This is a genomic window from Pantoea sp. JK (assembly GCF_026130245.1).
In the GTDB taxonomy this organism is placed as follows: domain Bacteria; phylum Pseudomonadota; class Gammaproteobacteria; order Enterobacterales; family Enterobacteriaceae; genus Pantoea; species Pantoea trifolii.
Genome location: NZ_JAINFN010000001.1, coordinates 556,707 through 570,008 on the forward strand (window position 1 = coordinate 556,707; position 13,302 = coordinate 570,008).

12 protein-coding genes are annotated in these 13,302 nt (G+C 56.4%); 4 read left to right on the plus strand and 8 right to left on the minus strand.

Features of this window, described 5'->3' with window-relative positions:
* The first annotated feature begins 72 nt into the window (after window positions 1–72).
* On the plus strand, window positions 73–282 hold the full coding sequence (locus PanJK_RS02695; RefSeq protein ID WP_064740896.1) for a hypothetical protein: 210 nt from the start codon (window positions 73–75) through the stop codon (window positions 280–282).
* Window positions 283–408: 126 nt separating this feature from the next.
* Window positions 409–3,852 (plus strand): transcription-repair coupling factor, encoded by a 3,444-nt coding sequence (mfd, locus tag PanJK_RS02700; RefSeq protein ID WP_265297073.1) that lies wholly within the window; start codon window positions 409–411, stop codon window positions 3,850–3,852.
* 118 nt (window positions 3,853–3,970) lie between these two features.
* Here the strand turns inward: mfd and PanJK_RS02705 are convergent, their stop codons facing one another.
* From PanJK_RS02705 to hinT, 8 genes are all read right to left on the minus strand, one after another.
* Window positions 3,971–4,513: a glycine zipper 2TM domain-containing protein gene (locus PanJK_RS02705; protein WP_097097555.1), complete on the minus strand. Its 543-nt coding sequence runs from the start codon at window positions 4,511–4,513 to the stop codon at window positions 3,971–3,973.
* Window positions 4,514–4,810: 297 nt separating this feature from the next.
* Window positions 4,811–6,103, minus strand: a complete 1,293-nt coding sequence (locus tag PanJK_RS02710) for an NAD(P)/FAD-dependent oxidoreductase (RefSeq protein WP_414858922.1) — start codon at window positions 6,101–6,103, stop codon at window positions 4,811–4,813.
* Window positions 6,104–6,327: 224 nt separating this feature from the next.
* Window positions 6,328–6,870, minus strand: a complete 543-nt coding sequence (gene ycfP, locus PanJK_RS02715) for an alpha/beta hydrolase YcfP (RefSeq protein ID WP_256696210.1) — start codon at window positions 6,868–6,870, stop codon at window positions 6,328–6,330.
* Between the two features lie 38 nt (window positions 6,871–6,908).
* Window positions 6,909–7,952, minus strand: a complete 1,044-nt coding sequence (gene nagZ, locus PanJK_RS02720) for a beta-N-acetylhexosaminidase (RefSeq protein ID WP_265297076.1) — start codon at window positions 7,950–7,952, stop codon at window positions 6,909–6,911.
* Window positions 7,953–7,967: 15 nt separating this feature from the next.
* Complete coding sequence (thiK, locus tag PanJK_RS02725; RefSeq protein ID WP_414858923.1) at window positions 7,968–8,810, minus strand: thiamine kinase; 843 nt, start codon at window positions 8,808–8,810, stop codon at window positions 7,968–7,970.
* Window positions 8,770–9,366 carry a penicillin-binding protein activator LpoB gene (gene lpoB, locus PanJK_RS02730; RefSeq protein WP_008103041.1) on the minus strand — a complete coding sequence of 199 codons (597 nt, stop codon included), beginning with the start codon at window positions 9,364–9,366 and terminating at the stop codon, window positions 8,770–8,772. The genes thiK and lpoB overlap by 41 nt, the downstream gene beginning before the upstream one ends.
* Before the next feature lie 10 nt (window positions 9,367–9,376).
* Complete coding sequence (locus PanJK_RS02735; RefSeq protein ID WP_256696208.1) at window positions 9,377–9,742, minus strand: YcfL family protein; 366 nt, start codon at window positions 9,740–9,742, stop codon at window positions 9,377–9,379.
* 17 nt (window positions 9,743–9,759) lie between these two features.
* Window positions 9,760–10,110 (minus strand): purine nucleoside phosphoramidase, encoded by a 351-nt coding sequence (gene hinT, locus PanJK_RS02740; protein ID WP_007885755.1) that lies wholly within the window; start codon window positions 10,108–10,110, stop codon window positions 9,760–9,762.
* A 356-nt stretch (window positions 10,111–10,466) separates the two neighbouring features.
* Between hinT and PanJK_RS02745 the strand changes: the two genes are divergently transcribed.
* Complete coding sequence (locus PanJK_RS02745; RefSeq protein WP_256696206.1) at window positions 10,467–12,071, plus strand: MFS transporter; 1,605 nt, start codon at window positions 10,467–10,469, stop codon at window positions 12,069–12,071.
* Window positions 12,068–13,207, plus strand: coding sequence for a glycoside hydrolase family 105 protein (locus PanJK_RS02750; protein WP_265297077.1), 1,140 nt, complete (start codon window positions 12,068–12,070; stop codon window positions 13,205–13,207). Before PanJK_RS02745 ends, PanJK_RS02750 begins: the two co-directional genes overlap by 4 nt.
* Window positions 13,208–13,302: the final 95 nt, after the last annotated feature.

Genomic DNA, 13,302 nt, shown 5'->3' on the forward strand with positions numbered 1-13,302 from the left:
ATTTGTACGTTTATTCGTCATCGGCTGGCGTAGACTTAAAGGTGAATTACCGTAGGCGACGAGGAGTACACCATGTTCAAATTCCCTAAGAACAGTATCGTGAAGCATAAATCGGGAGAGATCAGAGGCGAGATCGTTAACGTTTTTGAACAGGGAGATGCGCCAACCGGCTATTACGTGAAGTGGGACGACGGCAATCACAGCTACCATCTGGAGAAAGAGCTGTCATGGGCCAATGTCGATCGCCCGCGTATGCACTACACACAGCAATCGAGTAAGTGATTCGTGGGGGTTTTGTAGGGTCGTCATTATGAAGACCTGGCAGAAACTCCGAAACGACAGATGATCCTCAGGGCGGATTATGGAATGATGACGCCCTGTAATCCAAGGAGAGAATGTCGAGATCCCATGTCGGAACAGAGTCGTTATACCCTGCCAGTCAAAGCCGGCGACCATCGCCAGCTCGGCCAGCTCGTCGGCGCCGCGCAAGCGCTTGAGTGTGCCAGCATCACCGAACGCCATAGCGGTCCGGTGTTGATGATTACCCCGGATATGCAATCTGCCTTGCGTCTGCAGGAGGAGATACGCCAGTTCACCGATCTGCCGGTCACTAACCTCGCTGACTGGGAAACCCTGCCCTACGACAGTTTCTCGCCGCATCAGGACATTATCTCTGCTCGCCTCTCCACGCTGTATCAGCTGCCCAACCTAACGCGCGGCATGCTGATTATGCCGGTCAACACGCTGATGCAGCGCGTATGTCCGCACAGCTTCCTGCACGGCCATGCGCTGGTGATGCAGCAAGGGCAAAAGCTGTCGCGCGATGCGCTACGCGATCAGCTGGAGCAGGCCGGTTATCGTCATGTCGACCAGGTGATGGAGCACGGCGAATACGCCACGCGCGGCGCATTGCTCGATCTGTTCCCGATGGGCAGCGATCAACCTTATCGCATCGACTTCTTTGATGATGAGATCGACAGCCTGCGCCTGTTTGATGTCGATACTCAGCGTACACTGGAAGCGGTCAACGCGATTAACCTGCTGCCGGCGCATGAATTCCCCACGGATAAAGCCGCCATCGAGCTGTTCCGCAGCCGCTGGCGCGAAACCTTTGACGTACGACGCGAGCCGGAGCACGTCTATCAGCAGGTGAGCAAAGGCACGTTGCCTGCCGGTATCGAATACTGGCAGCCACTGTTCTTTGAGCAAGAATTGCCAACGCTGTTTAGCTATCTGCCTGCCAACACGCTGCTGCTCAACAGCGGCGATTTGCTGGCAAGCGCCGAGCGCTTCTGGCTAGACGCCAACGCGCGCTTTGAGAATCGCCGTATCGATCCGATGCGTCCGTTGCTGGAGCCGGTTACGCTGTGGCTGCGTCCCGACACGTTAATGAGCGAACTGAAAGCCTGGCCGCGCATGCAGCTAAGCAGCGACACGCTGCCGGAGAAAGCGGCAAACACCAATCTGGGGTATCAGCCGCTGCCGGAATTAACCGTGCAGGCGCAGGCCAAAGCGCCACTCGATCTGCTGCGTCAGTTCCTTGAACAATTCAGCGGTCAGGTCATTTTCTCGGTGGAGAGTGAAGGTCGCCGCGAAAGCCTGCAAGAGCTGCTGACGCGCATCAAACTGCGCCCACAGGCCATCGATCACTTTGATCAGGCCGCCAACCAGCCGCATAGCCTGATGATTGGCGCCAGCGAGCGCGGCTTTATCGACACGCAACGCCAGCTGGCGTTGATCTGCGAAAGCGATCTGCTTGGCGAGCGCGTCAGTCGCCGTCGCCAGGATAATCGCCGCACCATCAATCCTGATGTGCTGATCCGCAACCTTGCCGAGCTGCATCCCGGCCAGCCGGTAGTGCATCTGGAGCACGGCGTTGGGCGTTATATCGGCCTGACCACGCTGGAAGCCGGCGGCATCGTGGCTGAATATTTGATGCTCTCCTATGCGGGCGACGCCAAGCTGTATGTGCCGGTTTCGTCGCTGCATCTGATTAGCCGCTATGCCGGCGGCGCCGATGAGAATGCGCCGCTGCATAAACTCGGCAGCGATGCCTGGTCGCGCGCGCGGCAGAAAGCCGCCGAGAAAGTGCGCGACGTAGCGGCCGAGCTGCTGGATATCTACGCTCAGCGCGCGGCCAAAACCGGCTTCGCCTTTAAGCACGATCGCGAACAGTATCAGCTGTTCTGCGAAGGCTTCCCGTTTGAAACCACGCCGGATCAAGGTCAGGCGATCAACGCGGTGCTGAGCGACATGTGCCAGCCGCTGGCGATGGATCGTCTGGTGTGCGGTGACGTCGGCTTTGGTAAAACCGAAGTGGCGATGCGCGCCGCGTTCCTCGCGGTTGAGAATGCCAAACAGGTCGCGGTGCTGGTGCCGACCACCTTGCTGGCGCAGCAGCATTACGACAACTTCCGCGATCGCTTCGCTAACTGGCCGGTGCGCATTGAGATGCTATCGCGCTTCCGCACCGCCAAAGAGCAGAGTCAGGTGCTGGAACAGGCGCGCGAGGGCAAAGTCGATATTCTGATTGGCACGCATAAACTGTTGTCGAACGACCTGAAATGGCATGATCTCGGCCTGCTGATTGTCGATGAAGAGCACCGCTTTGGCGTGCGCCACAAAGAGCGCATCAAGGCGATGCGTGCCGATGTTGATATCCTGACGCTCACTGCCACGCCGATTCCGCGTACCCTGAATATGGCGATGAGCGGCATGCGCGATCTGTCGATTATCGCCACGCCACCGGCACGACGCATGGCGGTGAAAACCTTTGTGCGCGAGTACGACAGCTTGGTAGTGCGCGAGGCGATCCTGCGTGAAGTGCTGCGCGGCGGCCAGGTTTACTATCTCTACAATGACGTCGAAAACATCGAGAAAGCGGCGCAGCGATTGGCCGATCTGGTGCCGGAAGCGCGTATTGCCATTGGTCACGGCCAGATGCGCGAACGCGATCTCGAGCGGGTGATGAATGATTTCCACCATCAGCGCTTTAACGTGCTGGTGTGTACCACCATCATCGAAACCGGTATCGACGTTCCCAGCGCCAACACCATTATCATTGAACGCGCCGACCACTTTGGTCTGGCTCAGCTGCACCAGCTGCGTGGCCGTGTGGGACGTTCGCACCATCAGGCCTATGCGTGGCTGCTGACGCCGCATCCAAAAGCGATGACCACCGATGCGCAGAAGCGTCTGGAAGCTATCGCGTCGCTGGAAGATCTTGGTGCCGGTTTTGCGCTGGCAACCCACGATCTGGAGATTCGCGGCGCGGGTGAACTGCTCGGCGAAGATCAGAGCGGCCAGATGGAAACCATCGGCTTCACGCTCTATATGGAGCTGCTGGAGAATGCGGTCGATGCGCTGAAGGCGGGCCGCGAGCCGTCGCTGGAAGATCTCACCAGCAATCAAACCGAAATTGAACTGCGCATGCCTGCCCTGCTGCCGGATGATTTTATCCCGGACGTGAATACCCGCTTGTCGCTCTACAAGCGCGTCGCCAGCGCGGCGGATGAGCAGGATTTGGCGGAGCTGAAGGTTGAGATGATTGACCGCTTCGGCAAACTGCCGGATGCGGCGCGGAATCTGCTGGATATCGCCGGGCTGCGTTTAGTGGCGCGCCAGTTGGGGATTCGTAAGATTGAAGCCAGCGACAAAGGCGGTTTCTTTGAGTTTGCGCCGCAGAATCAGGTTGATCCGGGCTGGCTGATTGGCCTGCTGCAGAAAGATCCTAAGCAGTGGAAACTGGATGGCCCAACGCGCCTGAAATTCACCCGCGACATGGCGGACCGGAAAATCCGTATGGAATGGGTGCAGGATTTTGTCAGCGAGCTGGCGAAAAATCGGGTTTGATGTTGTGTTTCGGAAGGTCGCCATAAATGGCGACCTTATGGCTGAGATGATGTGTGATACGAAAAAAGCGCCTTGCGGCGCTTTTTTGTTACTGCTGCTGTGATGCATCTTTGCCCAATTAGGCCTGATTCGAATTCAGGATTAGCTGACCATTACGGTCCAGCGGAATGCGGGTGCCAGGGTCATTTTCCATGCGGATTTTGCCCTGCTGGTCGCCTATTTTGTAGGTCACGTCATAACCCAGCATTTTTTCCTGTTTATCGTATACCGTTTTGCAACGTTGCTCGTTGGTAGTGTAAGTGTCGCGATCCTGCAGCGCACCCTGCACCTGATTACCACCGTAACCGCCAGCTAACGCGCCCGCTACCGTAGCCACATCGCGTCCGCGTCCGCCACCAAACTGATGGCCCAACACGCCGCCGGCTACCGCGCCCAGCACCGAACCGGCAATGCGATTCTCATCCTGGACCGCACGACGATGGGTTAGCGTCACATTGCGACACTCCTGTCGCGGCTGCTTGATGCTCTCTTTAATCGGCGTCGCCGACAGGACTTGTGCATACTGCGGGCCGCGATCGAAAACATCCATGCTGGCGACTGCGGCAACGCCTAACGCTGCTGCTACGCCGATACCGATACCCGCTAACATTGATTTATTCACAGGAATGTCCTCCTGAAGGTTGTTACCGCGCATTCCTGCCGCTACGAAATCCTGATGTAGCCGAGGCATAACCGGCGTGCGCGCCGCGCCGTGTTTGTTGGTAATAAGTTTTACAGATGGACCGTAATTGCAACATCAGATTAATGGAGGAAACGCAGCGGAAACCCATCAGGGCCAGCTTTTAGGAGAGTTCTGAGAGCAGGTGAAATAGTGCCGTAACCTTAAGCTGAACGTGAAGTTTTCAGCGGGTTACGGCAGCTGACGTGGCGTGGGGCGGCATTCACCGCCCGAAAATCATCAGTGCAGCTTGAGGCGCGGACGCAGTACGCGGTTAAGACTGCCGACCAGCATCATCAGACCGGTCTTGAAGTATCCGTGGAGCGCAATCTGGTGCATACGATATAGAGAGATGTAGACAAAACGCGCAATGCGCCCTTCCACCATCATCGAGCCGCGCATCAGGTTACCCATCAAACTGCCCACGGTGCTGAAGCGCGACAGCGATACCAGCGAGCCGTGATCTTTATAAACATAGGCTTTCAATGGTTTATCTTTACGCTGTGCAAGGATGTTCTCCAGCGCGCGCGATGCCATCTGATGCGCTGACTGCGCGCGCGGCGGCACAAATCCGCCACCCGGCAGCGCGCAGGAGGCGCAATCACCAATGGCGTAGATGTCGTCATCCAGCGTGGTTTGCAGCGTCTCTTTCACCACCAGCTGATTGATGCGGTTGGTTTCCAGTCCGCCAATCTCTTTCAGGAAATCTGGCGCTTTGATACCGGCCGCCCACACCATCAGATCGGCCTCGATGAATTCGCCGCCTTTGGTATTCAAACCGTTTTCGATAGCGCTGGTGACCATGGTTTGCGTCAACACGCGCACGCCAAGTTTGGTCAGCTCCTGATGCGCCGCCGCCGAGATACGCGGTGGCAGCGCAGGCAGAATGCGTTCACCGGCTTCCACCAGCGTGACGTTCAGCGAGCTGCTATCCAGACCTTTGTAGCCGTAGCTGTGCAGCTGTTTCACCGCGTTATACAACTCAGCAGAGAGTTCCACGCCGGTAGCACCGCCGCCGACAATCGCAATATTCACTTTTTCCAGGCTGCCTTCGCTGGCCGAGAAACGCAGGAACAGGTTGAGCATTTCGTTGTGGAAACGACGCGCCTGATGCGGGTTATCAAGGAAGATGCAGTGATCTTTCACGCCCGGCGTGCCGAAGTCATTTGAGGTGCTGCCAAGCGCAATAACGAGGCGATCGTAGGCCAGCTCACGCTGCGGCACTAACAGTGCGCCTTCCGCATCGCGAATTTCAGCCAGCTCAAGGGTTTTGTTTTCACGGTTGATTTGCGTAAGCGATCCCAGCTGGAACTGGAAGCCGTGATTGCGCGCGTGCGCCAGATAGCTCAGCGCATCAATCCCTTCGTCCATCGAACCGGTTGCCACTTCGTGCAGCAGCGGTTTCCACAGATGGCTATGATTACGATCGACCAAAATGATCTCGGCCTTCTTCTTGCGTCCCAGCTTGTGACCGAGCTGCGTTGCCAGCTCTAAGCCGCCAGCACCACCGCCGATAATAACGATTTTTTCCATAGATATAGTCAACAAAGACCCCCTCAAAGTTGTAAACCAATAGTTAATCAATGGTTAATAAAAACCTTAATAAACATAGGGTTGGCGACGTTAAATCGCGAGCTGAGGGCAGAATATCACGGCGTCAACGACATCACATAAGAAAATTGATGTACATCAATCTTTCAGCAGCATTATCAGAATGTTACACATTTTATGCGCCGCGTCACACGGCGCACCGATGGTCAGGCGAGGAGTTTGAAGGCCTTGATGCGTTGTAGATGTGGCGCGATGTTCTTGAATTTGTGGCTGGCTGCGTCATCCCAGATGATTTCATAGAACGGCTGCAGATACGCCGCGCTGCGCTGATTATCCAGCGCTTCATCCTGACGAGACAAAATCGCCAGACACTTTTCGCGGTTCTTCTCGCGGAAATCATTCACGCACTTGGTAGCAATATCGAGATACTCTTCCGGGCGATCGATTTTGCCTTCCATGTTCTCAAATGGGAACAGATTGGGATTAAAGATCACCTGACGCATGCCACACAGGAAGCCAATGCGCTCGGCCCAATAACCGCCCAGCCCAACCCCGCAAATCAGCGGATGCGCATCGTCGCCCTGTTGCAGCAGCTTGTCGCACTCTTTCAGCAGAAACTGCATGTCGTGTTTGGGATGACGGGTGCTGTAGCTGACTAATCTGACGTCCGGGTCAATAAACTGCAGCTGCAGCACCTTTTCATGGTTGCCCGGACTGTTGGAATCAAAACCGTGCAGATAGATGATCATGATTTTCCTCAGCGTGGAATAAATCCGGGCAGCGCGGCTTATCTGCCCGAAGCTTTGTGCGCCAGCCAGCGCTCTTGCAATGCGCTGAGCTGACGCTGATTTTGCCGCCAGCGCTCGCTTGCCAGCAGGCTTTGACGGGTAAAACGCCCTTGATGGTATAACTGCGTCACGCGCTCTGCCCCGATCGGCGTCAAGTTATCCAGTACGCTCACCGCGCCGGCGCGCTGATTGCACACCAGGATCATATCGCAACCGGCATTCAGCGACTGCTGTGCGCGTTCGGCGTAGCTGCCCATCACGGCGGCACCTTCCATCGACAAATCGTCGGAGAAAATCACGCCGTGGAAGCTGAGCTCTTTGCGCAACACGGTTTGCAGCCAATATGGTGAACCGCTGGCGGGCAACGGATCCACCTCAGTATAGATAACGTGCGCCGGCATCACCGCATCGAGCAGTTGCTCATCGATTAACTGCTTAAAGATCGCCATGTCATGCTGACGTAGCGTGGCGGCATCGCGGTTGTCGCGCGGCGTCTCTTTATGCGAATCCGCGCTGACCGCACCGTGGCCGGGGAAGTGTTTGCCAGTGGTTTTCATACCCGCTTCATGCATGCCGTTGATAAAACGACGCGCGACTTGCAGTGCGATAGCCGGATCTTCATGGAACGAACGATCGCCAATCGCCGCGCTGATGTGACCAATGTCGAGTACCGGCGCGAAACTGATGTCGATATCCATGGCGATCATTTCCGACGCCATCTGCCAGCCCGCCTGCTGCGCCAGTTCACCGGCACTATTGAGATCGTGCAGCGCGGCGAAGGATTGCATGGCCGGCAACTGCGTGAAGCCGTCGCGGAAACGCTGCACGCGCCCGCCTTCCTGATCCACCGCGACCACCAGACGATGGCGCGACGCGGCGCGAATCTGGCGCACCAGCTCTGCCAGTTGGTCGACATCGTGGAAGTTGCGGGCAAACAGAATCAGTCCGCCTACCAGCGGATGCTGCAGAATCTCGCGTTCTTCGGCGTCCAGCTCATAGCTTTCGACGTCGAGCATCAGCGGTCCAGGCGTGTTCATGGTCATGATTAAAATCCTACGTTAAAGGTCGTGCCAACTGGCCTGCGCCAGCTGTTGTAAGGTGTCATCCTGGCTCTGCTCAGCGCGCAGCTGATACCAGCTGGCCATCAGCAATTGCAGCCACGGCTGCCAGCGCTGTATCTGGCGCGCCAGTTCGTGCTCATCCAACTTCGCGCGCGCGGCGTACTCGGCAATCCACGCTGGACGCGTATCGCCATCAACCGCACAGACCGCCGCCAGCTCCAGCGCCACGTCGCCATCGGCGGCATATTCCCAGTCGATCAGGCGCAAACCGGCAGGCGTAGCAATCAGGTTACCGGCGTGGACATCCATATGCAGCGGTGCCAGGCGCAGCGGCTGCGGTTCGCCCTGCTGTAATAAGCGTTGCAGACGACGCTGCCAGCGCCAGTGACGCTGCTGGCAAAGTTGCCAATAGCGCTGCAGCAGCGGCGCTAATCGTAAACGATAGCCGGTGAGCGGCTGTTGATGCAGGCGCTGCAGCAGCACCACAATCGCCTCCCGCTGCGCGTTAAACTGCGCGGAGCTGAGTGCTTCTCCCGGCAACCAGCTTTGCAGCAGCCAGGGATCGCGCCATGCCAGCGGCTGCGGCCCAAGCTCTGCATGCCTGAACTGCTGCAGGATGCGGTATTCGCGCTGGCGATCGACAAATGGGATCGGCTGCGGCGGCGCACGTCGCGCAAGCAACGCACCCTGCGGCATCTGCACACGCACGCTTTGCCCGCTCAGTCCCGGCAGCGCGAAAAAATGACCGGCAGCTTGCGCCGTCGGCCATTGTTGCTGAATCAGGTTTTGCAGCTGAGGATCAGGGTTGAGCAACACCGTTTCCTGACCAGATGATTTCACCGGTTTGCACCAGCATCAGCTGCATTTGCAGCGTTGGAGCTTTCACATCGCCCTGCGCATTGCTGTACAGCACATACTGCGCGTTAACGTTGCGCGCCAGGCCAATCGCTTTACTGCGCGAGTTGAGGCTGTCATCCGGCGATAAGCCCAGCGTCTGCTTGGCCTGCGCCAGCTGTTCCGGAGTGATCAGCGTGAACTTGCCGTTGTTGGCCAGCGCATTCTGAATCGCATCGGTAGCTTTATCGGTTTGCAACGCGCCGTTGGTGCTGTTCTTGATGCGGTCCACCAGCAATACGCTGCCAGGATTCACGCCTGAAGATTGCACCATCTTGCCGACCAACGGCTGGACGCTGGCATCCCAGTTAATGGTTTTCAGCTTCGGTGGCTGCGGTACGGTTTCTGGCGGCGGCACCGGCTGCGGCGTCGGTTCAACCGGCTGCGTTGGCGTAGTTGGCTGCGTGGGTTCTACCGGCGCTGGCGTCTGTTGTTTCACCACACAACCGGTGAGCATTAGCGCAAATAACAACGCGCCCGAACGTTTTACACTGCGAATCACAGCTTACTCCTCAAAGATAAAGATAGAGACGCACCTTACTGGCGGTCGGATTGCCCATTTGTGAGGCCACTTCTACGCTGCCGTGCGCCGGGACAATTTGGCTCTGCGCTGGCTCTTCCGGCGTGATTTCCAATCCTTTGTCGTCGTACCAATAGAAACGATAGTTCACCTTCACCGGCGTTTCCCGCTGGTTGTACAACACGCTCATGGCACGCTGCTGACCATCTTGCTCGGTCAACTTCGGATCATCGGTAATAATGCCCGCGGATAATACAGACGATTCCATTACCAGCGACTGCGAGGTATTAATCATCGGCTTATCGCTGCTGCAACCTGCAAGGGTCAGCAACAGCAAGCCACTCAGCCATTGACGCATCAATTTGTCCGCCTGAGTTAGATGGCCAACATTGGGCCCAGCGGCTGACCGCCGACCAAATGCATATGGATGTGATAAACCTCCTGACCGCCATGACTGTTGCAGTTCATGATCAGACGATAGCCATCTTCGGCAATGCCTTCATCACGGGCAATTTTGGCGGCCACGGTGATCATCCGGCCCAGCGCCTGCTCGTGTGCGGCTTGCACATCGTTGGCGGTGGGAATCAATACGTTGGGGATGATCAGAATATGGGTGGGCGCTTTGGGCGCGATATCACGGAAGGCGGTGACCAGTTCGTCCTGATAAACCACGTCGGCGGGGATCTCGCGACGGATGATTTTACTGAAAATGGTTTCTTCAGCCATGGTGCATTTCCTTAAGCCTGAGTTCAGTCAGGCAGTATGCGTGAGGAATTCCATTTCTTTCAACCTCAGGACCACATTTCCTGTATTAAATGACTGCCTTTACGCCGTTTTCTCCCTTCGCCACACATTGTGCTGCAACTCGCATTTCCAACATCTCATTAACCACAAAAATGAAACGCTGTTTTATAAATTAGAGATATCTCGCCATTTTCTTTGTGATTTTGCCATCCACAAGAAAGTCATTGCGAAATCACGAAGGTTTGCACGCTTAAGCCGCTCTACTTTCAATCCAATCCGAGCAAGTTGTACGGAGTGATGAGGGATGTGTTTACCGACTAATTCAAGGAGAACCTGCCATGCGCTCTCGTAAGATTGGCCTGGGCCATTATCTGGCCTATGGGTCCGGGGATTTCCTCGGTGCAGGCACCACGGCGTTAACCGCCGCCTGGCTGCTCTACTTTTACACCACCTTTTGTGGGCTCTCGCCGATTCAGGCGACCTTTATTTTTGCTGCCGCTCGCGTGCTGGATGCGGTAGTGAGCCCGCTAATGGGTTTCCTGACCGACAACTTTGGTTCGACCTGGCTCGGCAAGCGCTTTGGCCGCCGCAAATTCTTCATTCTGCTCGGCATTCCGTGCGTGTTCAGCTACAGCCTGATGTGGGTTGGCGACATGAGTTTCTGGTGGTATCTGCTGACTTATCTGCTGTTCGATATGGTCTACACCATGATTCTGGTGCCCTATGAAACGCTGGTGCCGGAGATGACCGATGATTTCAAACAGAAAACCCGTTTCTCTGGCGCGCGTATTGGTTTGGCGCAGCTGTCGGCCATTCTGGCGGCGTTCCTGCCGGGCGTGCTGATTGGCTGGTTTGGCAAAGATAATCCGATCTCCTTCTTCTACGCCAGCCTGGTGTTCTCGGTGATTTGTGCGCTGGTGTTAACGCTGGTGTGGCTGTTTACCTGGGAGCGCGATCCCAACGATTTCTCTGCCGAATCACGCCGCGCAGAGCAGGAAAAATCACAGCTAACTTTGCTGCAGAGCCTGAAACGCCTCTACACCGAGCTGGCCTCAACGCTGCGCATTCGTATTTTCCGCCAGCATCTTGGCATGTATCTCGGCGGCTATATCGCGCAGGACGTGTTTAACGCGGTGTTTACCTGGTATGTGGTGTTTGTGCTGATGCAAAGCGCGCAGATCGCCTCCAACCTGATGGGCACCATGGCGGTGATGCAGTTTATTGCGGTGATGGCGATGATTCCGCTGTGTATCCGACTAGGACCTGCGCCTGCCTATCGTATGGTGGTGGTGCTGTTTGGTCTGAGCGCCCTCTCCTACGCCGGATTGTGGTACACCGGCATGAACGACAACTTCGCCCTGCTGGTACTGATTTCTGGCCTTGCTGGTCTTGGTCGCGGTGGCATCAACTATGTGCCGTGGAATACTTACACTTATATCGCTGACGTCGATGAAGTGATTACCGGCCAGCGTCGCGAAGGCATTTTTGCCGGCATCATGACGCTGACGCGCAAAGCCTCACAAGCAGGTGCGGTGATGTTCGTCGGTATCGTGTTGCAGCTGGCGGGCTTCTCTTCCGGCAAGGCCACACAAGTCCCGGCTGTCGGCCATACCATTCTGGCGATCCTCAGCGTGGGCACACTTTGCGTGCTGGCCTGCGGCTTCATTATTTCACTGCGCTTCAAGCTCAACCTGCAAACCCACACGGTGTTGCGCGAAGAGACATTGAAAATGCGCGAAGCCGGACGCGTGGTGCCGGAACGCATTACGCCGCAAGCGCGTGAAGTGGTCGAAATGCTGGCGGGTATGCCGTATGAAAATCTGTGGGGCAATAACAACGTCGGGTATCTCAACCGTCACAAGGCGGCCGCACCGCCGCTGCCGACTCAGCCACGATCTTTACCTTCTCTCTCTACCCTGATTAACGATAGGAATGAACCATGACTGTATTTCCTGTGAAGCACAGCGCGTTACTGCGCCAGCCTGAATATCTGTTGCCACGTACAGAGCTGGTGCAGTTGATTCAGCGGCTAACCCATAATCTGGTGAATATTACCGATCACAGCGGTGAGTTTTTGCTGCGCCTCGATGATGGCCGCGTGATCGATACCAAAGGCTGGGCCGGTTGGGAATGGACACACGGCATCGGCCTGTACGGCATGCTGCACTACTATCAGCAAACCGGCGATCAAGAGACGCTGAAGATCATCGATGACTGGTTCAGCACGCGGCTGGCAGAAGGCACGCCAACCAAGAACGTCAATACCGTTTGTCCGTTCCTGACGCTGGCGTATCGCTATGAAGAGACGCAAAATGCCGCATGGCGGCCGGTGCTGGAGCGTTGGGCTGAATGGGTGATGTATGAGATGCCGCGTACCGAACAAGGCGGCTTGCAGCACATCGTCTACAACAACGAAAACACCCAGCAGCTGTGGGATGACACCTTGATGATGAGCGTGATGGCGCTGGCGAAGATTGGTCAGCTGCTGGATCGTCCGGAGTTTGTCGAAGAAGCCAGCTATCAGTTCCTGATTCATACCCAATATTTAATGGATCGCCAAACCGGTTTATGGTTCCACGGCTGGACGTTTGATGGGCGGCACAACTTCGCCAACGCACGTTGGGCGCGCGGCAACAGCTGGCTGACTATCGTTATTCCTGATTTCCTCGAGATGATGAACTGGCCGGAACAGCATGCCACGCGGCGTTTCCTGCAGCAGGTGCTGGAGAGCCAGGTGAAGGCGCTGAGCACCTGTCAGCACAGCAGCGGTTTGTGGCACACCTTGCTCGACGATCCCAACAGCTATCCTGAAGCCTCCGCCACCGCCGGTTTCGCCTATGGCATTCTTAAAGCGGTGCGCAAACACTACCTCTCGCCCGCGTATTTGCCGCTGGCGGAGAAAGCATTGCGTGGCGTGATCGGTAATATCGATGAGGATGGGGAACTGAAGCAGGTGTCGTTCGGAACGGCGATGGGCAGCGATCTGGAGTATTACCGTCAGATACCGCTCACCTCGATGCCGTATGGTCAGGCGATGGCGCTGCTGTGCTTGACGGAGTATTTGCGGGTTTATTTATAGCAAAAAACCCTCGTCTGAGGGTTTAAGAGCTTACGCTGGAAGAGGCGTCAGATCGTAAAGTCGCCATAAACCGTCCCTGGGGCTCGGCCCGCGAC

Coding starts and splice junctions, on each gene's coding strand:
- PanJK_RS02735 (WP_256696208.1), bottom strand. CDS start 9,742: ATGCGTCAATGGCTGAGTGGCTTGCTGTTGCTGACCCTTGCAGGTTGC.
- PanJK_RS02710 (WP_414858922.1), bottom strand. CDS start 6,103: ATGGAAAAAATCGTTATTATCGGCGGTGGTGCTGGCGGCTTAGAGCTG.
- mfd (WP_265297073.1), top strand. CDS start 409: ATGTCGGAACAGAGTCGTTATACCCTGCCAGTCAAAGCCGGCGACCAT.
- nagZ (WP_265297076.1), bottom strand. CDS start 7,952: ATGACCATGAACACGCCTGGACCGCTGATGCTCGACGTCGAAAGCTAT.
- hinT (WP_007885755.1), bottom strand. CDS start 10,110: ATGGCTGAAGAAACCATTTTCAGTAAAATCATCCGTCGCGAGATCCCC.
- ycfP (WP_256696210.1), bottom strand. CDS start 6,870: ATGATCATCTATCTGCACGGTTTTGATTCCAACAGTCCGGGCAACCAT.
- PanJK_RS02695 (WP_064740896.1), top strand. CDS start 73: ATGTTCAAATTCCCTAAGAACAGTATCGTGAAGCATAAATCGGGAGAG.
- PanJK_RS02745 (WP_256696206.1), top strand. CDS start 10,467: ATGCGCTCTCGTAAGATTGGCCTGGGCCATTATCTGGCCTATGGGTCC.
- PanJK_RS02750 (WP_265297077.1), top strand. CDS start 12,068: ATGACTGTATTTCCTGTGAAGCACAGCGCGTTACTGCGCCAGCCTGAA.